Origin of the sequence: Bacillus sp. CH30_1T, assembly GCF_008364765.1 — a bacterium.
Classification (GTDB): domain Bacteria; phylum Bacillota; class Bacilli; order Bacillales; family Bacillaceae_B; genus Rossellomorea.
Map to the genome: position 1 here is coordinate 193,335 of NZ_VTUY01000004.1, position 23,108 is coordinate 216,442.

At 40.1% G+C, this 23,108-nt stretch carries 20 protein-coding genes; 19 read left to right on the plus strand and 1 reads right to left on the minus strand.

Annotation, left to right across the window (positions count from 1 at the left end; genetic code table 11):
- Window positions 1–174 precede the first annotated feature (174 nt).
- From F0342_RS08615 to F0342_RS08700, 18 genes are all read left to right on the plus strand, one after another.
- On the plus strand, window positions 175–1,710 hold the full coding sequence (locus F0342_RS08615; RefSeq protein WP_149155556.1) for an ABC transporter ATP-binding protein: 1,536 nt from the start codon (window positions 175–177) through the stop codon (window positions 1,708–1,710).
- Complete coding sequence (locus tag F0342_RS08620; protein ID WP_149155557.1) at window positions 1,703–2,752, plus strand: ABC transporter permease; 1,050 nt, start codon at window positions 1,703–1,705, stop codon at window positions 2,750–2,752. The genes F0342_RS08615 and F0342_RS08620 overlap by 8 nt, the downstream gene beginning before the upstream one ends.
- Window positions 2,753–3,712, plus strand: a complete 960-nt coding sequence (locus F0342_RS08625) for an ABC transporter permease (protein ID WP_149155558.1) — start codon at window positions 2,753–2,755, stop codon at window positions 3,710–3,712.
- 295 nt (window positions 3,713–4,007) lie between these two features.
- Window positions 4,008–5,282: an EF-P 5-aminopentanol modification-associated protein YfmF gene (yfmF, locus tag F0342_RS08630; RefSeq protein WP_149155559.1), complete on the plus strand. Its 1,275-nt coding sequence runs from the start codon at window positions 4,008–4,010 to the stop codon at window positions 5,280–5,282.
- Window positions 5,283–5,284: 2 nt separating this feature from the next.
- Window positions 5,285–6,574: an EF-P 5-aminopentanol modification-associated protein YfmH gene (gene yfmH, locus F0342_RS08635; protein WP_149155560.1), complete on the plus strand. Its 1,290-nt coding sequence runs from the start codon at window positions 5,285–5,287 to the stop codon at window positions 6,572–6,574.
- Between the two features lie 58 nt (window positions 6,575–6,632).
- A complete protein-coding gene (gene ymfI, locus F0342_RS08640; protein WP_149155561.1) occupies window positions 6,633–7,352 on the plus strand; it encodes an elongation factor P 5-aminopentanone reductase in 720 nt (239 codons plus the stop codon).
- Between the two features lie 89 nt (window positions 7,353–7,441).
- Entirely contained in the window at window positions 7,442–7,699 is a 258-nt protein-coding gene (locus F0342_RS08645) for a DUF3243 domain-containing protein (protein WP_149155562.1), read from the plus strand.
- Window positions 7,700–7,967: 268 nt separating this feature from the next.
- The gene (locus tag F0342_RS08650; RefSeq protein ID WP_149155563.1) at window positions 7,968–8,759 is read left to right on the plus strand and encodes a DUF3388 domain-containing protein; all 792 of its coding nucleotides are present in this window, start codon (window positions 7,968–7,970) and stop codon (window positions 8,757–8,759) included.
- A 19-nt stretch (window positions 8,760–8,778) separates the two neighbouring features.
- Window positions 8,779–9,681 (plus strand): helix-turn-helix domain-containing protein, encoded by a 903-nt coding sequence (locus F0342_RS08655; protein ID WP_149155564.1) that lies wholly within the window; start codon window positions 8,779–8,781, stop codon window positions 9,679–9,681.
- Window positions 9,682–9,761: 80 nt separating this feature from the next.
- Window positions 9,762–10,340: a CDP-diacylglycerol--glycerol-3-phosphate 3-phosphatidyltransferase gene (gene pgsA, locus F0342_RS08660; RefSeq protein ID WP_149155565.1), complete on the plus strand. Its 579-nt coding sequence runs from the start codon at window positions 9,762–9,764 to the stop codon at window positions 10,338–10,340.
- A 65-nt stretch (window positions 10,341–10,405) separates the two neighbouring features.
- Window positions 10,406–11,644: a competence/damage-inducible protein A gene (locus F0342_RS08665; protein ID WP_149155566.1), complete on the plus strand. Its 1,239-nt coding sequence runs from the start codon at window positions 10,406–10,408 to the stop codon at window positions 11,642–11,644.
- Window positions 11,645–11,856: 212 nt separating this feature from the next.
- Window positions 11,857–12,894 carry a recombinase RecA gene (gene recA, locus F0342_RS08670; protein ID WP_148969298.1) on the plus strand — a complete coding sequence of 346 codons (1,038 nt, stop codon included), beginning with the start codon at window positions 11,857–11,859 and terminating at the stop codon, window positions 12,892–12,894.
- Between the two features lie 448 nt (window positions 12,895–13,342).
- Entirely contained in the window at window positions 13,343–14,902 is a 1,560-nt protein-coding gene (rny, locus tag F0342_RS08675; protein ID WP_149155567.1) for a ribonuclease Y, read from the plus strand.
- Window positions 14,903–15,069: 167 nt separating this feature from the next.
- Window positions 15,070–15,873, plus strand: coding sequence for a TIGR00282 family metallophosphoesterase (locus F0342_RS08680; protein ID WP_149155568.1), 804 nt, complete (start codon window positions 15,070–15,072; stop codon window positions 15,871–15,873).
- A 137-nt stretch (window positions 15,874–16,010) separates the two neighbouring features.
- Entirely contained in the window at window positions 16,011–16,271 is a 261-nt protein-coding gene (spoVS, locus tag F0342_RS08685; protein ID WP_034760060.1) for a stage V sporulation protein SpoVS, read from the plus strand.
- Between the two features lie 107 nt (window positions 16,272–16,378).
- Window positions 16,379–17,302 carry a dipeptidase gene (locus F0342_RS08690; protein ID WP_149155569.1) on the plus strand — a complete coding sequence of 308 codons (924 nt, stop codon included), beginning with the start codon at window positions 16,379–16,381 and terminating at the stop codon, window positions 17,300–17,302.
- Between the two features lie 239 nt (window positions 17,303–17,541).
- Window positions 17,542–19,284, plus strand: coding sequence for a 2-oxoacid:acceptor oxidoreductase subunit alpha (locus F0342_RS08695; RefSeq protein ID WP_149155570.1), 1,743 nt, complete (start codon window positions 17,542–17,544; stop codon window positions 19,282–19,284).
- Between the two features lie 3 nt (window positions 19,285–19,287).
- On the plus strand, window positions 19,288–20,154 hold the full coding sequence (locus F0342_RS08700) for a 2-oxoacid:ferredoxin oxidoreductase subunit beta (RefSeq protein ID WP_149155571.1): 867 nt from the start codon (window positions 19,288–19,290) through the stop codon (window positions 20,152–20,154).
- Window positions 20,155–20,172: 18 nt separating this feature from the next.
- On the opposite strand, the gene F0342_RS08705 is transcribed toward F0342_RS08700, so the two are convergent.
- Window positions 20,173–21,339 carry a hypothetical protein gene (locus tag F0342_RS08705; protein ID WP_149155572.1) on the minus strand — a complete coding sequence of 389 codons (1,167 nt, stop codon included), beginning with the start codon at window positions 21,337–21,339 and terminating at the stop codon, window positions 20,173–20,175.
- Between the two features lie 509 nt (window positions 21,340–21,848).
- Here F0342_RS08705 and F0342_RS08710 point away from each other — a divergent pair.
- Window positions 21,849–23,021, plus strand: a complete 1,173-nt coding sequence (locus F0342_RS08710) for a BMQ_0737 family morphogenetic spore coat protein (protein WP_149155573.1) — start codon at window positions 21,849–21,851, stop codon at window positions 23,019–23,021.
- Window positions 23,022–23,108: the final 87 nt, after the last annotated feature.

Here is a 23,108-nt window from a genome sequence, read left to right on the forward strand (position 1 = left end):
CCCTTTTCTAAAATGAATATTCATAATAATTAAAAATTTAATTGAAGTATAGAAACTTCTTTCTATCTTTCATTTAGAGTTTTAATCGGGGAAACCCTTTTTTTTCTAGAGTCTTAAGGTCTGACCTCTAACTACTAGATAAATATCCCTAGCCTATGCAAGGAGTGATTAGCAATGGATTATGTAATTGAGATGCTGAATATTCGCAAAGAATTTCCTGGCATCGTAGCAAACGATAATATTACCCTCCAGCTCAAAAAAGGTGAAATTCATGCGCTTCTAGGTGAAAATGGAGCAGGTAAATCTACACTGATGAATGTTTTATTTGGACTTTATCAGCCTGAACAAGGAGAAATTCGTGTTAAGGGGCAGAAAGTAAACATCACCAATCCCAATATTGCCAATGACTTAGGGATCGGAATGGTTCATCAACACTTTATGCTCGTTGATACCTTTACAGTAACAGAAAATATTATTCTCGGAAGAGAGCCGAAGTCCGGTGCAACAGTGGATATTAAAAAGGCAGAGAAGGATATTCTGGAAATCTCGGAAAGATACGGTTTAAAAGTGGATCCTTCCGCTAAAATTTCTGAAATTTCAGTAGGAATGCAGCAACGTGTTGAAATTTTGAAAACACTTTATCGTGGTGCAGAGATTCTGATCTTCGATGAGCCTACAGCGGTACTGACCCCTCAAGAAATCAAAGAGCTTATTCAAATCATGAAAACTCTTATTCAAGAAGGCAAGTCTATCATTCTAATCACTCATAAGCTAAAAGAGATTATGGAAGTGTGTGATAATGTAACCGTTATCAGAAAAGGAAAAGGGATCGGGACAGTGCAAGTATCAGAAACCGATCCGAACCATCTAGCCAGTCTGATGGTAGGACGTGAAGTAACTTTTATGACTGAGAAGAAGGAAGCCACCCCTACTGACAATGTGCTCGAAATTCGGGATTTGAACGTAAAAGACCACCGCAATGTTTCCGTTTTAAAGGGGTTAAACCTGGAAGTGAAAGCCGGGGAAATCCTTGGAATTGCGGGAGTTGATGGGAACGGTCAAAGTGAACTGATTGAAGCGATAACAGGGTTATACAAAGTTAATAGTGGCTCGATTAAGCTGAATGGAAAAGAAATAGTCAATATGAAACCGCGCAAGATTTATGAAACAGGTGTAGGTCATATTCCTCAGGATCGTCACAAACATGGTTTAGTTCTAGATTTTCCGATCGGTGAAAATATGGTTCTACAGACCTATTATCAAAAGCCTTATTCAAATAAAGGCGTATTAAGCTATAAGAATATTTACAATCAAGCGAGAAAGCTAATTTCAGAATTTGATGTAAGGACACCTTCTGAATATACCCTTGCCAGGGCACTATCCGGCGGTAATCAGCAAAAAGCGATCATCGGTAGGGAAGTCGACCGTGATCCGGATCTGTTGATTGCTGCCCAGCCAACCCGTGGTCTCGATGTAGGAGCGATCGAGTTTATTCACAAACGTCTGATCGAGCAACGGGATAACGGGAAAGCCGTACTATTACTTTCATTTGAGTTGGATGAAATCATGAATGTAAGTGATCGGATTGCCGTCATTTATGAAGGGCAAATTGTAGCAATTGTAAATCCAAAAGAAACAACCGAACAAGAACTTGGACTACTTATGGCTGGTTCGAAGAGGAAGGAAGCGGGGGAGAACGAACATGTCTAATCGATTAACAAATATTTTAATCCCGGTTATTTCGGTCCTTTTAGGAATTATTGTCGGAACTATTATTATGCTTGTGAGTGGATATGATCCAATTGCAGGATACTCTGCACTTTGGCAAGGTATTTTCGGAGAGATCTACTATGTAGGGGAAACTGTTCGTCAAGTGACTCCATACATTCTGGCAGGATTGGCTGTTGCCTTTGCCTTCAGAACCGGATTATTCAATATCGGGGTCGAAGGACAACTGATTGTCGGGTGGCTTGCTGCAGTATGGGTAGGAGTTGCTTTCGATGAGTTACCAAAGATCATCCACTTACCGCTTGCTGTAATCGCAGCGGCAGTAGCCGGAGCATTCTGGGGCTTCATTCCAGGATTACTGAAAGCAAGATACCGTGTACACGAAGTAATTGTTACGATCATGATGAACTATATTGCACTTCATGTAACGAATGCGATTATCCGTGATGTATTGACGGAGCGCAAAGATCGTACGGACTATATCGCAGAGACGGCTTCATTAAAGTCTCCATTCTTTGAGGCCTTAACGGATTACTCAAGGCTGCATTGGGGGATCTTCATTGCCCTCGCCTGTGTATTTATCATGTGGTTCCTTTTAGAAAAAACGACTCGTGGATATGAACTGCGTTCGGTAGGCTTTAACCAGCACGCTTCTCAATACGCAGGAATGAACGTAAATGGAAACATCATTCTTTCTATGGTCATCTCTGGAGCATTTGCCGGACTTGCAGGTGCCATGGAAGGTTTAGGAACATTTGGGTACGCCTCGATTAAAGGAGGATTTACAGGGGTCGGATTTGATGGGATCGCTGTAGCTTTATTAGGAGGAAATGTAGCTATAGGTGTTGTGTTCGCAGCATTATTATTTGGAGGACTCAAAGTGGGGGCGTTAAATATGCCTCTTGAAGCAGGAATACCAAATGAGCTGGTAGATATCATCATTGCCCTAATTATTTTCTTTGTAGCATCTGGTTATATGATTCGTTATCTGATTAAACGATTTAGTAAGAAGGGGGTGAAATAAGTGGGCTTTATCGATATCTTAACAATCCTTATTCCATCAACATTATTGTGGGCATCACCACTTATTTTCACTGCGTTAGGAGGAGCGTTCTCTGAACGTTCTGGTGTGGTTAACATCGGGCTTGAAGGATTAATGGTCATTGGAGCTTTCTCAAGTATCGTTTTCAACTTGGCGTTTGCCGACACATTTGGTGCGGCAACACCTTGGGTAGCTTTGCTTATAGCAATGGTCATGGGGGCGTTACTCGCCGTACTCCATGCGGTTGCTTCTATTACATTCCGGGCCGATCAGGTAGTGTCCGGAGTGGCAATTAATCTGCTCGCCATCGGTTTAACTCTTTTCTTAGTCAAACGTATTTACGGAAAAGGTCAAACAGACATCATTTCTGAAGGCTTTGGAAAGATAGATGTACCGTTACTTAACAAAATTCCGATGATTGGAGATATTTTCTTCTCCAACACTTATTGGCCACCATTTGTAGCCATCCTTGTGTCCGTCATCGTTTGGTTCATTATGTTTAAGACTCCATTCGGTCTCAGATTGCGTTCCGTAGGTGAGCATCCAATGGCTGCAGACACAATGGGAATCAACGTAACGAAAATGCGCTATATCGGCGTCATCATTTCTGGGGCTTTTGCAGGAGTGGGCGGAGGGGTATATGCCCAGTCAATTTCCTCGGACTTTAGTCACGCAACGATAAGCGGACAGGGTTTCATGGCCTTAGCCGCTTTGATCTTCGGTAAGTGGCATCCCCTTGGCGCAATGGGTGCGGCATTATTCTTTGGATTTGCCCAAAGCTTAAGTATCATCGGATCGAGTATTCCGTTATTTGAAAACATTCCGAGTGTATATCTGTTAATCGCACCATATGTATTAACAATCCTTGCACTTACCGGATTCATCGGCCGTGCAGATGCACCTAAAGCACTAGGTACACCGTATATTAAAGGAAATCGTTAATCATATCATAAGCACCAATCAATTAAAAGGTATCTCGACATCTCGAGGTACCTTTTTTGTGTGGTTCTTTCGAAGCTAGTTATTTTTCATATAACGAAACGAAAGAATGAAACATATTGAATATTTTCCATACATATACTAGTTTACTCTATGGGTATTTTTCCAATAGAGGAAGATGCTTGAAATCAACAACTCACTACATGTATAGTTATACGTAAATACCGCACAATAAAGGTGTTTATAACTTTTTTGATTTCAAAAATGACGGAAGTGTGGAACTAAGGAGGACGGTACTATGACAGCCATAAATGAAGTAGTAAAGAAGAAACAAGGGTACACGCTACATATCGTTCAAACGGATAAGTATAAAACCAACAGTCTGATTTTGAAAATGAAAGCTCCTTTAGACCAAGAAACAGTTACTTTACGCGGATTACTCCCTCATGTGATGCAAAGCAGTACAAAGACCTATCCGAGTACAACGGAATTAAGATCCTACCTGGATGAATTATATGGTGCTAACTTTTTTACGGATTTAGGTAAAAAAGGTGAGTATCACGTGGTCAGCATGTCAGTTGAAATTGCCAACGAAAAGTTTTTAAGGGACTCAGATCCCTTACTTCAAAAAGGAATTGAGTTTTTAGCAGATGTCCTGCAAAATCCTCATATTGAAAATAACGAATTCGATAAGAAAACGGTCGAGAAAGAAAAACGAAATCAGAAGGTGAGAATACAGGCAGTATATGACGATAAAATGCGCTACGCTAATTCCCGGCTTGTAGAAGAAATGTGTAAAGGGGAGCGATTTGCCCTTCATGTTAATGGCATTAGTGAAGAAGTAGAGTCCATAACAGCCAAGAGTTTATATGAATATTATCAAAAAGTCATGAATGAAGATCAATTCGATCTTTATGTCATCGGCGATGTAGATGTTGCGGAAGTTGAAAATCTGTGTGATCAACTCCTCCAAATAAACGAACGTACCCCTCTCGAAGTCCATTCATCGGAAGTGGAACAAAAAGAAAGGGAAAACGTCGTGAAAGAAAAGCAGGATGTGAAGCAAGGTAAGCTTAATATGGGCTACCGGACACATACACAATATGGTGATGATGATTACTTTGCCCTTCAGGTGTTCAACGGCATATTCGGTGGATTTTCACATTCTAAATTGTTCATAAATGTGAGAGAAAAAGCGAGCTTAGCCTACTATGCAGCAAGTAGATTAGAAAGTCACAAAGGATTATTGATGGTTATGTCAGGCATAGAATTTGAGAAATATGATCAAGCAGTCGGAATCATAAATGATCAGCTGCAAGCCATGAAGGATGGAGACTTCACGGATAGTGAGATCGAACAAACGAAAGCGGTCATCCGCAATCAACTGCTTGAAACCATTGATACTTCCCGTGGGTTGGTTGAGGTCCTATATCATAATGCTGTCGCCCATGAAGAAATTGATTTAAAACATTGGCTTGAAGAAATAGAGAAGACGACGAAAGAAGACATCGTGAAAGCAGCAAATAAAGTCGAGCTTGATACCATCTACTTTTTAACAGGAATGGAGGGATAAAGATGAAGAAGATTTCTTTCGATCAACTACAGGAAAACTTATATTATGAAAAAATGTCTAATGGACTGGATGTTTATATTCTCCCGAAAAAAGGGTTTAATAAGACATATGCCACGTTTACGACAAAGTACGGAAGCATTGACAATCATTTTGTCCCTCTGAACGAAGAAGAATTCGTTAAGGTTCCAGATGGAATCGCCCACTTCTTGGAGCATAAACTGTTTGAAAAGGAGGACGGGGATGTATTCCAGCAATTCAGCCGCCAGGGAGCGTCGGCTAATGCTTTCACATCCTTTACACGAACGGCCTATCTATTCTCAAGTACTACCAATGTAGAACGAAATTTAGAAACGCTTATTGACTTTGTTCAAGACCCGTATTTTACAGAAAAGACAGTCGAAAAAGAAAAAGGTATCATCGGACAGGAAATCACCATGTATGATGATAACCCTGACTGGCGATTATACTTTGGCGTGATTCAGAATATGTACAAAAATCACCCTGTGAAGATTGATATAGCAGGAACGATTGAGTCTATCACACCAATTACGAAGGATATGTTGTATCAGTGCTATAACACATTCTACCACCCAAGCAATATGCTTCTCTTTGTAGTGGGATCTGTAGACCCGGATCAAATCATGAATCAAATCCGTTCGAATCAGGAAAAGAAGGATTATGAAAAAATGCCTGAGATCAAGCGGAAATTTGATGATGAACCAGAAACGGTTGCTGAGAAGAAGCAAGTCCTTAAGATGAATGTGCAAAGTCCTAAGTGCCTGGTAGGTCTTAAAGCGCCTGAACCGAATCAGCAAGGCAAGGATATGCTTAGACAAGAGCTTTCGATGAACGTTTTCCTGGATATGCTATTTGGTAAAAGCTCAACGTATTATTCTGAACTATACAATGATGGATTGATTGATGAAACATTCCACTATGACTATACACAAGAAAATGGCTTTGGATTCCTAACCGTCGGTGGAGATACGGAAAAGCCGGATGAGCTGGCCGAGAAAGTACAATCGCTGCTACTTAAAGCCAAACAACAATCTCTCTTTACAGAAGAGGGGTTAGAAAGAACGAAGAAAAAGAAAATTGGTGCATTTTTACGTGCCATTAATTCTCCTGAGTTTATTGCAAATCAATTCACACGCTATGCTTTTAACGAAATGGATCTTTTTGAAGTTGTACCAACACTTGAATCATTGAAGTATGATGATATTCAAGCCGTTGCCAGTACCATTATCAGTGAAGAGCGCTTTACGGTGTGTCAGGTAGTACCAAAATCATAATAACGGAGGGAGCTGCTCTAGGGTAGTTCCTCTCTTTATGTGGACATTGAGGTGGAAATTGATGAAATATGCTTTAATAACAGGCGCTTCAGGGGGAATTGGAAGCAGTACGGCTTTAAGTTTGGCAGAAGAGGGATGGAATTTATATTTACATTATCATACGAATGAAAAAGCTATAACAGAGCTGCTACATAAGATTGAAAAGTATGGGGTGGAGGCAATCCCCATTCGGGCAAACCTTGCCCTCCCAGAAGAAGTCGCGAGTCTCGTGAACAGTATCTTCCAACTTGATGCCATTATTTATAGTAGTGGGAATTCAAGCTGGGGAATGTTTCAAGATCAGACTGAAGAAGAGGTGGACTATTTGATTAACGTTCATGTTAAAAGTCCTTTACTTCTCATTCAAAAGTTATTGCCTAAGCTGATAGAACGTAAGGGGAGTATTGTAATGGTAAGCTCCATTTGGGGACAGATAGGCGGAGCGTGTGAGGTCGTTTATTCAACTGTTAAGGGAGCGCAATTGGCATTTGTGAAATCATTGAGTAAGGAGCTTGCTCTAAGCGGAGTAAGGATCAATGCAATTGCTCCAGGGGCAGTTGATACCTCGATGATGGGGTCGTTTTCTGAAAGTGAACTAGAAGCTCTTAGGGAGGAGATTCCAATGGGGCGTCTTGCTCAGGCAGATGAAATTGCCGACTCGATTCAATTTCTCACTTCTGCCAAATCCTCTTATATAACTGGTCAAACCATCTCCATCAACGGTGGATGGCATACATGAAAAAGTTTTTTAGTCAAATGATTAAGGCGAATAATTTTTCCTCCTGGATACAAACTAAGGTTGTATTTCAATAAAGGAGGTCATGACAAATGTCTGTATTAGATAACTGGTCTGATTGGAAAAATTTCTTAGGTGACCGTCTTCACCAGGCTCAACATGGTGGAATGGAAAATGAAACAGTTTCTGATTTAGCTTACCAAATCGGGGACTACTTAGCGAATCAAGTCGAAGCTAAGAACGATCAGGAAAAAGTGTTAGCGGATTTATGGTCTGTCGCTTCTCCTGAAGAACAACATGCCATTGCGAACATGATGGTTAAACTTGTTAATAACAATAGTACTCGTTAAGGAGAGGGATTTTTTCCTCTCCTTTTTCTTATATATACTCTGCGATAAGAATCACTTGAGAAGATCATTCATTTCGGGTGAAGTCTATACTTCTTTACTATAAACAGCTTATGAGGTTTAAAATGAGAAATTGTACATATTTATGTAGGTTTTGCTTTTCTATTACCGGAAAATCATTTATTATAATACCTAGATGTTTAAATAACTTTTCCGAAAAATGTCGATTTTTATCGAATTGGAATGTCACAGTTTTTTCAGGAGGGAACCAATGGAACGCAAAGAATGGTATTTAGAATATGAAATTCAAAAAAATCGTCCAGGCCTCTTAGGTGATATTTCCTCGTTATTAGGAATGCTTTCTATAAATATAGTGACGATAAATGGAGTAGATGAAGGCAGAAGGGGAATGCTTCTTCTTGCAAACAATGATGAACAGATAATAAGGCTCGAGTCCATCTTACAAACGATGGATACAATTAATGTAACAAAGCTCCGTGAGCCGAAATTACGGGATCGCCTTGCCGTTCGTCACGGCCGTTATATTCAGCGTGATGCCGATGACAAGAAAACGTTTCGGTTTGTTCGTGATGAGCTGGGTTTATTAGTAGACTTTATGGCTGAGCTATTTAAGCAAGAAGGACATAAGCTTGTTGGGATAAGGGGAATGCCCCGGGTAGGGAAGACCGAATCCATCGTGGCATCAAGTGTATGTGCAAATAAGAAATGGCTCTTTGTCTCTTCTACATTATTAAAGCAGACAATAAGAAGCAAGCTGATTGAAGACGAGTATTCATCTGAAAATTTATTTATTATTGACGGTATCGTTTCAACTCGCCGTGCAAGTGAAAAACACTGGCAACTAGTAAGGGAAATCATGAGATTGCCTGCTGTGAAAGTAATCGAACATCCTGACGTATTCGTTCAAAACTCTGAATATTCACTTGAAGATTTTGATTATATCATTGAACTTAGAAACGATCCTGATGAAGAAATTACATATGAATTAGTAGAACAAAATAATCTATTTCAAAATTCCGATTTTGGAGGTTTTGATTTTTAATATTGGAAGGTGTTAAGTGGTGACGGAATTAGGAAATCGTTTAAAGGAAGCCCGTGAAGCTAAAGGTTACAGTCTCGATGATTTACAAAGGATAACAAAGATTCAAAAACGCTATTTGATTGGGATAGAAGAAGGTTCGTATGACGCGATGCCCGGGAAGTTCTATGTACGTGCATTTATTAAACAGTATTGTGAAGCGGTCGGCCTTCCTCCTGAAGTGATTTTTGAGGAACATAAGGATGAAATTCCGACAACCTATGAAGATGAGATACCGGTCTCCCTTTCCAGAGTTCAGTCAAGAAAGTCCGTATCAGAAAGCTCTACCAAGGTATTTGACTTCGTACCCAAACTGCTTATTGCCCTGTTCGTTATAGGTGCCTTGATTGCCGCATGGATATTTTTGCAAGGGAAAGTGGGGGATAAAGCCCCTGAGACACAAACCTCAGAAAATCAGGAGCAAGTCGCTGTAGATGAAAACCAACCGGCTGAAAGTGAAAAGCCTGAAGAAGAACCTAAAGATAAAGAAGAAACAGGGGAAAATAAATCTTCAGAAGATGAAAAAGCCGGGGAAGAAAAAGAACAAAAACCAGAACAAACATTAGAGGCTGTTAATACTACAGGCTATAAAACAACCTATGAACTAAAAAATGCAGATGAATTCAAGCTGGAATTATCTGCTGAGGGTGATACTTGGGTCGGTGTATATAACACGAAGGATGAATTGTTGTTTGAAGGGTTATTAAAAGAAGGTAATAAAAAGGGCTTTGACTTTTCCTCCGATAAAATTGCTTATCTTGTAATCGGTAACGCTTCGAATACAAATATTTCAGTAAACGGCAATCAGCTTGAGTACAAGGTGTCTTCTACGGATGTTGTAAGACAGGATATTATCATTAACTATGAACCTAAAGCGACACAATAATTGAGGTGAAAGGAGTTTTAATAACTCCTTTTTCTTACATACTATAGCTAGACGTGTTTTTTAGTATTGGAGGTAGAAAGGTGAACTTACCTAATAAGATTACAGTTTCAAGGATATTTTTAATTCCATTATTTTTAATCATTATGCTTGCACCTTTAAACTGGGGTGACATGATGTTTTTGGGGGCAGAAATGCCGGTCAAGCATTTTGTGGGGGCTTTGATATTCATCATTGCGGCAACAACCGATTGGATTGACGGTTATTATGCTCGAAAGCTTGATCTCGTTACGAACCTGGGGAAATTCCTAGATCCATTAGCGGACAAATTGCTTGTATCCGCTGCCTTGATTGTACTGGTTGAGCTTGGTCTTGCCCCGTCCTGGATTGTCATTATCATCATCAGCCGAGAGTTTGCGGTAACAGGCCTTCGCCTTGTGTTAGCCGGAGAAGGGGAAGTGGTTGCTGCGGGTCAACTTGGGAAAATTAAAACATGGGCACAAATCATCGCTATTTCAGCGCTGCTTCTGCATAATGCCATTTTCGAACTGATCAATCTGCCATTTGCGACCATTGCCCTTTGGGTGGCTATGTTCTTTACTATTTGGTCTGGATGGGACTATTTCAAACATAACAAAAAAGCATTTGTAAATTCGAAATAATTAACAAGGGGATTGATTCTACTGGAATCATCCCCTTCTTTACATCAATGACAGGGGGAATAAGGATGAATGCAGAAATTATAGCGGTAGGATCAGAACTACTATTAGGTCAAATTGTCAATTCCAATGCTCAATTCATTTCAGAGCAACTGGCTGAAATGGGGGTGAATGTCTACTACCATACTAGTGTTGGAGACAACCCTGAACGATTGCATGATGCGATTTCAGTAGGTCAAGGGAGAGCAGACTTGTTGATTTTCACTGGTGGACTTGGACCGACGAAGGATGATTTGACGAAAGAAACCATTGCGAAGTCATTAGGTACATCTTTGAGCATGGACGAAGACGCCTTGGAATCAATAAAAGACTATTTTAAAAAGGTCAATCGGGAGATGACCCCCAATAATGAGAAGCAGGCTCTCATTTTATCTGGATCACAAGTGTTGAATAATGATTACGGTATGGCTCCCGGCATGCTATTGAAAAAAGATGGTAAAGCATACATGCTTTTACCCGGGCCTCCATCTGAAATGAAACCGATGTTCAGTACTTACGGCAAACAGGCTATCCTTACACTATTAAAGAAGAAAGAAATCATCCATTCACGGGTCCTGCGCTTTTTTGGCATTGGGGAAGCTCAGCTGGAAACAGAATTAGAAAATCTGATTGATCAACAAACCAATCCGACCATTGCCCCACTGGCTGGTGACGGAGAAGTAACACTGAGGCTGACGGCCAAACACGAATCGAAAGATGTGGCCATCACCCTTTTGGATGAATTAGAAATTGAGATTATGCATATTGCAGGAGAATACTTCTACGGCTATGATGAGGATTCTCTCGTCGAGGTGGGATTCAAATTATTAAAAGAGAAAGGTTTCACACTATCATGTGCAGAGAGTTTAACAGGGGGTCTCTTTCAAGCTCAATTAGCTTCATTACCAGGTGCATCTTCCATCCTGAATGGTGGGGTAATTTGTTACCAGGATGAGGTTAAGAAGAAGGTACTCTCCGTGAAAGAAAGTACACTTAAACAGCATACCTCAGTAAGCGAAAAGTGTGCACAAGAGCTTGCAGAAAACGTCAAAGAACTTTTATCATCCGATATCGGGATCAGCTTTACAGGTGCAGCAGGTCCCGGATCACACGGAGGTCAATCTGCAGGAACCGTTTGGATTGGGTTGTCCATGAAAGATCAACCAACTAAAACGTTTCTATTGAATCTTGGAGGCGGACGAAATGCTAACCGAATGAGAACGGCGAAGTATGGTTGGTATTATTTGATTAAAGAATTGAGTAAGTAATTGTACATTGGCTGTCTTCTGATATGGAAGGCAGTTTTTTTGTGTGAAACCGCTCTAAATTCAATCCAAAACACCCATAGAAAAAAACCGAATGAATGTTCGATTTTTTTCTTGTTTTCTATTATAAAAACGTTTATAGTATAGATAGGTTGGATTTGAGACAAGCTTATAAGTTGTCTATTTCAAGTTCTATATTCAAAGGAGGAAGATTTGTGAGCGATCGTAAAGCAGCCTTAGATATGGCGTTAAAACAAATAGAAAAGCAATTCGGTAAAGGCTCTATCATGAAGCTGGGGGAGCAGACTGATAGAAAAATAGTAACATGCCCAAGTGGTTCACTGGCATTGGACGCAGCTCTTGGAGTTGGCGGGTATCCCCGAGGGAGAATCATCGAGGTATATGGTCCGGAATCATCCGGTAAAACAACAGTAGCACTTCATGCCATTGCAGAAGTCCAGGCTCAAGGCGGACAGGCGGCATTCATTGATGCTGAGCACGCACTTGATCCTGAATATGCTCAAAAGCTTGGAGTAAACATAGATGAATTATTACTTTCTCAACCTGATACAGGTGAGCAGGCACTGGAAATTGCTGAAGCGTTAGTCCGTAGTGGAGCGGTAGACGCCATCGTTATCGACTCGGTTGCAGCACTTGTACCTAAAGCCGAAATCGAGGGAGAGATGGGAGATGCTCACGTAGGTCTTCAAGCCCGTTTAATGTCACAGGCTCTTCGTAAGCTTTCAGGTGCCATCAACAAATCTAAGACCATTGCGATTTTCATTAACCAAATTCGTGAAAAGGTTGGGGTCATGTTTGGAAATCCTGAGACGACTCCTGGTGGACGCGCACTTAAATTCTATTCTTCTGTACGGTTGGAAGTCCGTCGTGCTGAAACACTTAAGCAAGGAAATGAAATGGTAGGGAACAAAACGAAGATTAAAGTCGTAAAGAATAAAGTAGCTCCTCCTTTCCGTGTAGCGGAAGTAGATATCATGTACGGTGAGGGGATTTCTAAAGAAGGTGAAATCGTCGATCTTGGATCGGAGCTTGATATTGTTCAGAAGAGCGGTGCCTGGTACTCTTATAACGAAGAGCGCTTAGGTCAAGGGCGTGAGAACGCGAAGATTTTCCTTAAAGAAAATCCGGAAATCCGCAGCGAAATCATGCTGAAAATCCGTGATCATTACGGATTGGACACAGGTCGAGCTGAAACTGATGATCAAAGTGAGTTAAGCCTTTTAGAAGACTAACCATAATAAGAGAAGCAGCCATTTTCGGTGTGCTTCTCTTTATTATGTATGATAAGCTATTGATTGGTAGAAAATAGTAATAGTGATTTTCTCTAATGCTTATCGCTTATAGTTGAGAAGGTCATATAAAATAATCGTTTTCTGATGTTAACTTCCAATTTCAACAAAAAAATTTCAAATAGATGGATGGTGTCAAAAAATCATCCATAACCCGATAGTGACAGTGTCAATTTATGTCGATTGGAAAAAATCCCTTGAGAAATCTAGTGATAGAGGGCTCTACCCCTTGACAATAAATTTTCAGAGATTTAAAATTAACATGTATATTTTACAAATTTTTCGAATGAATATTTGAAAGCCTAGCGCTGTATATTTTGTTCTTTTGAGCAATGTACAAGCCGACATGTAAAAGACATGATGACAGTTCATAGCAAGAGGAGGTGAAATAATGCAACCTATAACAATCATCTCCATTTTGCTTGGCCTTATCGTCGGTGTAGTTGTTGGATACCTAATTCGTAAGTCCATTGCTGAAGCAAAGATTGCTGGTGCTAAAGGTTCAGCAGAGCATATATTAGAAGATGCTAAGCGCGAGGCAGATGCTCTGAAGAAAGAAGCACTTTTGGAAGCAAAGGATGAAAATCATAAACTTCGCACAGAAATGGAAAATGACCTTCGTGAACGAAGAAATGAATTGCAGAAACAAGAAAATCGTTTGATGCAAAAAGAGGAAAACCTCGATCGAAAAGATGAAACGCTTGATAAGCGTGAAGCCTTACTCGAGAGAAAAGAGGGGACTCTTAACGAGAGACAACAACATATTGAAGAGATGGAAAGCAAAGTGGACGAGATGGTACGATCACAGCAAACAGAGCTAGAGCGTATCTCGAGCTTAACTCGTGATGAAGCGAAAGGAATCATTCTAGACCGCGTTGAAAATGAACTCTCCCATGATATCGCCATTATGGTCAGAGAACATGAAACACGTGCGAAGGAAGATGCAGATAAGAAGGCGAAAGAAGTCCTTTCACTGGCTATTCAACGTTGTGCTGCAGAACATGTGGCAGAAACAACTGTTAGTGTTGTGAACCTACCGAATGATGAGATGAAAGGTCGAATTATTGGGCGAGAAGGACGTAACATTCGTACGCTGGAAACTTTAACAGGAATTGATTTGATTATTGATGATACTCCTGAAGCAGTTATTCTTTCTGGTTTCGATCCGATTCGTAGAGAAACGGCTCGAATTGCATTAGAGAAGTTAGTTCAGGATGGGCGTATCCACCCTGCGCGAATTGAAGAGATGGTCGATAAATCCCGACGTGAAGTGGATGAATACATCCGAGAAATTGGTGAACAGACAACCTTTGAAGTTGGCGTTCATGGTCTTCACCCGGATTTAATTAAAATTTTGGGACGTTTAAAGTATCGTACAAGTTACGGTCAAAACGTTTTAAAACACTCAATGGAAGTAGCATATCTATCTGGTTTACTAGCAGCAGAGCTTGGTGAGGATGAAAGACTCGCTAAACGTGCTGGATTACTTCATGATATCGGAAAAGCGATCGACCATGAAGTAGAAGGAAGCCACGTAGAAATTGGTGTTGAACTGGCAACGAAGTACAAAGAACACCCTGTAGTCATTAACAGTATTGCTTCTCACCACGGAGATACAGAGCCTACGTCCATCATTGCCGTTCTGGTTGCTGCAGCTGATGCTTTATCTGCTGCGAGACCTGGCGCAAGAAGTGAGACGCTTGAGAACTATATCCGCCGATTAGAGAAGCTGGAAGAAATCTCAGAGTCATATGAAGGCGTTGAGAAATCTTTCGCGATACAGGCAGGACGTGAAGTTCGTATTATGGTTAGACCAGAAGCCATCGACGATTTGGAATCTCACCGATTAGCAAGGGATATCCGTAAACGGATCGAAGATGAACTCGATTACCCTGGCCATATTAAAGTAACGGTCATCCGTGAAACAAGGGATGTCGAATACGCGAAATAAGAGGTTGACTCGAAAAGGGAAATCCCCCTTTCGAGTCAGCTTTTTTTATCGTTATGTTATCCATCCAGGGGATAAACCTATAATGGATCCTTTACAGATGAATAGACCGTAAGAGATTTGTGATACAATAACTACAAGACTTAATACATATAGAGAAGGGAATTTTCATGAAAATTTTATTTGTAGGAGACGTAGTCGGTTCAATGGGCAGGGAAATGATCACGGAATACCTGCCAAAGTTAAAAAAGAAGCACTCACCGGATTTCACCATCGTTAACGGGGAAAATGCTGCTTCTGGCAGAGGGATCACGGAGAAGATTTATAAACAATTTTTGCAAGATGGTGCCAATATGGTAACCCTCGGTAATCATACTTGGGATAATAAAGACATTTTTAATTTTATTGACTCATCGAAACAAATGGTGAGACCGGCAAATTTCCCGGAAGGAACCCCTGGAAGAGGCCTGGTCTTTGCTGAAGTGTATGGAAAAGAGGTTGCCGTTATCAATGCCCAAGGTAGAACTTTTATGCCTCCCCTTGATGACCCGTTTAAGGCACTGGATGAACTTGTTGAAGAAGCAAAGAAGAGAACGTCCATTATCTTCGTTGACTTTCATGCAGAAGCAACAAGTGAAAAGCAGGCTGTTGGCTGGTTTTTGGATGGCCGGGTATCTGCTGTAATAGGGACCCATACACATGTGCAAACAGCGGATAACCGCATCCTGCCCAATGGGACGGCATTTATGTGTGATGTAGGTATGACAGGCCCATACGATGAGGTATTAGGAATGAGTAAGGATTCTGTTCTGAAGAGATTTCAGACAAGTTTGCCTGTTCGCTTTGAAGTTCCAAAGACAGGACGCAAAATTTTGAGTGCCTGCTTAATAGATATTGATCAAAAAACGGGTAAAGCGAAAAAAATCGAGCGTATATTAATTAACGAAGACCATCCATTTATGGCAGAATATTAAATGTTTTCTTTCCTTTTTTCGGTGAGACCGGAATGATTTGTCCATTTCCTGAATATAGTATCAGTGGAATCATTTATACCAAGTTTGTTCTTTACCACGGACATACGGTATGGGGGAAATGACAAGGAGGAAAAGGAATGGAAATATTAAAAGTTTCAGCAAAATCTAATCCTAATTCTGTAGCTGGTGCACTCGCCGGTGTTCTTCGTGAAAGAGGAGGAGCTGAGATTCAAGCGATTGGTGCAGGGGCTTTAAATCAAGCCGTTAAAGCAGTTGCGATTGCAAGAGGCTTTGTGGCTCCTAGTGGTTTAGATTTGATATGTATCCCGGCATTTACAGATATTCTGATTGATGGGGAAGAGCGTACGGCGATAAAGTTAATCGTGGAACCAAGATAATAAACCATAGGCTGTTCATTAAAGAGAGGATTCTTTAGTGGACAGCCTTTCTATTATTCCATAGTATTAATTATAAGAAAGTCAGGCACTTGAAAGGATGAAAAAACATGTTATTTGATGCACACTGTGATGTATTGATGAAGTTATACTTAGAACCGGGAAAGAAAGCATTTCAAACGAAGCACACTTTACATATTACCTATCCACAACTGATCGAAAGCAGAAGTAAGATACAATTATTTGCTATTTATATCCCATCCAATTTGAAGCCAGGTCAACGATTTCAAGCTGCCTTGGAAATGGTGAACTTATTTCATAATCAAATCTTGAAACCCAACCCTAAACTAAAATTTATCACCTCCAAAAGTGATATAGAGAAATTAGCGCATGATGAAATCGGGGCAATGCTTACACTTGAGGGCATTGAAGCGATAGAAGAGGATCTCACCAAGCTTGAAATTCTTTACCGACTTGGGGTACGTTCTGCTGGATTAACGTGGAATTGGGCCAATGCTGCTGCAGATGGAGCACTGGAGCCAAGGGGTGGAGGATTAACTAATTTTGGCCATGAGGTCGTTTCATTCTTAAACGAGAACAAGTTGTGGACAGATGTTTCCCATTTATGTGAGAAAGCATTTTGGGATACAATCGAGATTGCTGATTATCCCATTGCTTCTCACTCGAATGCCTACTCCATTTGTCCAAATCCCCGAAATTTGAAAAACGAACAAATTGAAGCGTTAATCAAAAAGGACAGTGTCATGGGAATCACGTTTGTACCACCATTTCTAAACAAAAAAGGAACCGCGGTGATTTCAGATATCATCAGGCACATCGAACATGTTTGCAGTTTGGGTGGAGAGGATCATATTGGCTTTGGATCAGATTTCGACGGGATATCAGAAACCGTACAAGGATTATCATCATTTGATCAATATCAGAACTTGATCAATACACTCCAACGATACTATAGCGAGAAACAAGTGAAAAAGTTCTTGTTTGAAAACTTTGTTGGAAGAATACCAGATTGACTACAAAACCTGCCATTAAAGAGATACCTTTAATGGTTTTTTTGTACCAGGAATTAAGTCTGTACATTCATAATCTCTTTAATACAGTAGTGATTTAAATAGAAAAGTGATAAACTGATAGAGTGTATACAAAGATAAGAGTTGCAACAATCCTTTGTAGTAATAGGTTGTTTGAACGAAAAGAAGAGAATATGCTTCTCTAATAGATGTTGCAAAAATTGATTGAAGGGGTGTAATAAATGAAGGAACAACTTTCATGGAAAGTTGGCGGCCAGCAAGGTGAAGGGATAGAGAGTACGGGTGAAATCTTTTCTATGGCCCTCAATCGCCTTGGGTACTTCTTATATGGTTACCGCCATTTCTCCTCTCGTATTAAGGGAGGACATACAAATAACAAGATTCGGGTAAGCACCACACAAGTGCGTGCAATTGCTGATGACTTAGATATTTTAGTAGCATTTGACCAGGAAACGATTGATGTGAATTATAAAGAATTACATAGCGATGGTGTGATTATTGCTGATGCGAAGTTCAAGCCTGAAAAGCCTGAAGATACGGATGCTTCTTTATATGTCATTCCTTTCACTCAGTTAGCAACAGAACTGGGAACTTCGTTAATGAAAAATATGGTAGCTGTAGGTGCGACCTGTGCCGTTCTCAACCTGGATCCAGACGTTTTCGAGGAGGTTGTGGAAGAAATTTTTGGCCGTAAAGGTGAGACTGTAGTTGAGAAAAACATGGAAGCTATCAAGCAAGGATTTCAATCGATGAAAGATGAGCTTGGAATCAAGGTTGGTTCATTACAACTGAAGGAAGCCGATGGAAATAAGCGGATGTTCATGATCGGGAACGATGCGATTGCTCTCGGTGCTCTGGCTGGTGGGGTTCGTCTCATGGCAGCATATCCAATCACTCCAGCTTCTGAAATCATGGAATACCTTATTAAGAAGCTTCCGATGGTCGGAGGAACGGTTATCCAGACAGAGGATGAGATTGCAGCTGCAACAATGGCAATCGGGGCGAACTACGGAGGAATCCGTTCATTCACTGCATCAGCTGGACCTGGTCTTTCACTTATGATGGAAGCAATCGGTTTATCCGGTATGACAGAGCAGCCTTTAGTAGTGGTGGATACTCAGCGAGGAGGGCCGTCCACGGGACTTCCAACGAAACAGGAGCAGTCCGATTTAATGGCCATGATTTACGGTACGCATGGAGAGATTCCTAAGATTGTCCTCGCTCCAAGTACTGTACAGGAAGCGTTCTATGATACTGTAGAGGCGTTTAATTTAGCCGAAGAGTATCAATGTCCAGTCATCATTCTTTCTGATCTTCAGCTTTCATTAGGGAAGCAAACAGTTGAACCTCTTGATTACAGCAAAGTGGAAATTCGTAGAGGGAAGCTTGTCGGTAATGAATCAGAATTAAATGAATTAGAGGCAAAGAAATACTTTAAACGTTTTGAAGTGACGGAAGATGGTGTATCACCACGTGTCATTCCTGGAATGAAAAACGGTATTCATCATGTAACAGGAGTCGAACATGATGAAACAGGGAAGCCGTCTGAATCTCCAGTAAACAGGCAGGCACAGATGGATAAACGTATGCGCAAGGTGGAAAGCATCCACTTTAACAATCCAATCCACACTCATGCACCACATGAAGAAGCCGATTTATTATTAGTCGGTTTCAACTCGACACGTGGAGTAATTGAAGAAGCAATGGAACGTCTTGAAGCTGATGGGCTGAAAGTGAATCATGCTCATGTCCGCTTAATCCATCCGTTTCCTGCAGATGAGCTGGAGCCATTGATGCAATCAGCGAAGAAAGTGGTCGTGATTGAAAATAATGCCACTGGACAATTAGCCAATATAATCAAAATGAACGTAGGGTATGGAAATAAAATCACAAAAATGACAAAGTATGATGGAACACCATACTTACCAAATGAAATTCATTCAAGATGTAAGGAGTTGATCTGATCCATGGCTACCTTTAAAGATTTTAGAAATAATGTTAAACCCAACTGGTGTCCTGGGTGTGGAGACTTCTCTGTTCAAGCCGCGATTCAACGGGCATCGGCAAACGTAGGGCTGGACCCTGAACAGTTAGCAGTCGTTTCCGGTATAGGTTGTTCCGGACGTATATCAGGTTACATTAACTCGTACGGTTTTCATGGCATTCACGGACGTTCCCTTCCTATCGCTCAAGGATTAAAAATGGCGAATAAGGATTTAACCGTCATCGCTTCAGGCGGGGATGGAGATGGATTTGCCATTGGCCTCGGCCATACGATCCATGCGATCCGTCGTAATGTAGATGTCACATACATCGTTATGGATAACCAGATATATGGGCTGACTAAAGGACAGACTTCTCCGCGGTCGTCATCTGGTTTTAAGACAAAGTCTACACCTCAAGGAAGCATTGAGCCAGCACTGGCACCGATGGAAATGGCACTGACAGCAGGTGCAACCTTCGTCGCCCAAAGTTTCTCTTCTGACTTGAAAGAGCTGACGGCGATCATTGAAGCAGGTCTAAATCATAAAGGCTTCTCATTGATCAACGTATTTAGCCCTTGCGTAACATATAATAAGATTAATACGTACGATTGGTTTAAAGAGAACCTGACAAAGCTCTCGGATCTTGAAGGCTATGATCCATCAAATCGTGAGCAAGCAATGAATACGCTCATGGAGAAGGATGGACTGGTAACTGGATTGATCTATCAAAACAAAGAACAGCCTTCATACCAGGATCTTGTTACCGGGTATTCTGAAGAGCCATTGAGTACACATGAATTAAAGTTAGATGAAGATAAATTTGATGAATTAGTCAAAGAATTTATGTAATAGAAGAAACCGGGCTCCTTATTTGGGTGCCCGGTTTTTTAATTTATTGATTTCTTCAATTAAGTGAGCATTTGTGAATTGCAGGTGCTGAATTGTGTTTTCATAGCTTTTTATTTTATTTTTCATTTCATCTGAATCTTCCTCTTTGAAGCTGAATACGTCTTCCTTCATCCGTTTAATGTTCTTTCTTAGTGTATGAAGGGTAGTGGTATAGGCCTCTTTTTCTTCCAACAGTCTTTTAAGTGATGTTTCGATCTTTTGGATATGGGCTGTTTTTTCGATTTGCATTTTCGATGCGTGTTCAAGCTGATTCGCTTTGGTGGTAAGTAAGTCTTCGTAATAGGATGTAGATTCCGAAAAAGTTTGTTGGACTTCATACAATTCTATTTCTCTTAAGTAAAGTTGAGCCTTTAAAGATTCGTTTTGTTCCAAGAGATTGTAGTTATTATGTTCCCCAAAGCTTTTACCCATAAGCAAATGTTGTACCTGTAATGTCCCCTCAATTTTCAATTCCTCAATTTGCTCCTTTAACGTAAGAAGTTCCATTTCTTTTTCGTAAAGCTCCATATTTAAGGATTTGTTCTGATTCGAGAGGTTATTGTTTTTATGCTTTTCAAAGCTATTCAGTCTGAGTATATGTTGTTTCTCTTCATTCCATTGAATATTCTGTTCCTCGATGAGTTCTTCCATCTCCAGTAATTCTAATTCTTTAATAAATAATTGTTTTTCCATTTGTTGTGTATTTATCGTTAATAATTCTTTTTCTTTTATTAGATAACATTGGTCCACTTGTGATGAAATGATTTCCTTTTCAAGGGAAGTATTTGTTAAATAGTTATGTTCGACCAATGTTTTTAATTCCGATGAATATAGGTGGTTTATTTTACGCAGTTGAACCTTTAATTGATTTATGGTGTAACGAAGCTTTTTTATTTCCTTTTCCTGAGATTTATAGGTGGATTGATATTTTAAGGATAATTGTTCATTTTCTGCATCTTTTTTTTCAATCTGTACTCGAAAATCTTCGTTCGAGTTTTCTAAACGTCGATTTTCTTTTTTTATGGAGTTGTATTGTTGAGCAAGATAGTGCCTTTCCAAGGTTGAACATTTATGTTTGTATTTCTCCAATTCAGATCTATAATGGATGATTTGCTGTTGAAGTTGGATTGGTGAAAGGTATTTCACGTCTGAATACTCCTTTCTGTATGCTTTTACTATTATGTATATGTACCAACCGAGATGAACGCTATTTGTCCATAAAATAAGCCATGTAAACTTCCCAGCGTTTACATGACTTTTATATTTATAATTAATATCATTGCAATGATAAGAAAAGCGTTTACGTTCGTAATATTCATTTAAAAGAGTAAGCGTAACCAATTAGAAGCTTGTTTTTGAAGTATTATATATGAATGTCAGTTTATTGTAGTTTTGATCATTTTACATCACAAGTGGAGCAATTAGTTAAAGGTTATACATTCCCCCTTTCCTTATGTTATATGATATGAAGATTAGAGTTAGAAGTACAGTCAAATGTCTATAGAATTAGCCTATTTTTTAATAGTATTTGAAAAACTATTAATAAGCCTATTAATTTTTTTTGAATAAATAGGTATTTACTCTATACCAAATTCTTTATCGTCCATAGGATATAGTGTGATATAAATATTCATTTAAAGGAAGGAAGGATTTTTTTGAAGAAGCGTAAACAAATTAGGGGTTCCCAGACTCCTACACCATCTCCGTCTCCGATTCCATTGGATCCGAATGATTTAGCACCAGAATGTATTCGTGTAGACAAAGTATATGACTGGGTGTTCTTTGCGAACAAGTATGAGAACAAGAATTTCATTCCTGATGAAGCTTGTCGTGCAGCGGTAAGCGCGGCTCTTGCGGCAGGTCAAAGAGTAGAGGTGCAAACTGCTCCAGTAGACCCATCTGACGTCAGCGTATCAGGTTCTATCATTGAAAATGGTAATCCTGGTAAAGTTCTTATCGTCTGGACAGTACCTGTAGACGTTACGATTTTAATCGATGGGGTTGCAGAGTGTTCATTCACTATTCGCACTCAATTCACCGACGAAATTATGCTTTGCGTCCCGACAGGAATTACAAATGACAACTTAAACATCAGGGCGACTCAAGTAATTGCGACTTCTGGTGGAGTATTAATGGGGCCGGATCCATTTGGACCAATGATCCCATTGAAAGTCGTACTATGTAAAGATGTTCAAGTAGAGTTTCCGGTTAAACTTGAAGTATTGGCTAAATTCTGTTTCCCACGTCCAAACAATATTCCAGTACCTGAAGAAAGACTCAAATGTGACCTGAGCTTACTAGAATTCCCTCGTCAATGTCCAGGATTATTCCCGGTTGATAACTGTGAATGCCAGGCGACTGCTCTTGCAAGAAACGAAGATACTGAAGCAACATTCGGAACTGGAGCAACAGCTGATATAGTAACGGGTCTATCAACTTTAAGAGCTGAAATTTGTCAAGAGTGCTCACTTGCAGACAGTACATGGTCTTACTCTTTCACTGATACAGAAGTAGGTCCTACTCCTGCACCGACAGCAACAGGATTCCAACCTGATTTCACCTTTACTTTCGATCCATCATCTATCGATAGAGTAACCTGTGGTGACGATGCTCTTACTGCAGTTGGAGAAGGAATTCGTTACTTTGACGGTGCACCTGAACAATTATTCTATGAACTTCAAATTTTTGATGCACCTACAGAAGGCTTCCGCTTAATCTTAAGAAATACAGCTAATGTTGTAATCTTCGATAGTGGAGTAGTAGATGCGTTGGTTGAGTTTGGTGAGTGTGAAACATTTGCAGACTTACTTGGAGACTTAGATGACTAATTAAATGAGGGAGAGAGAGAACTCTCTCCTTTTTTTTAACATGTAAACAAACCATACATAAGATAAAACAAAGGAATTATTGGAGGT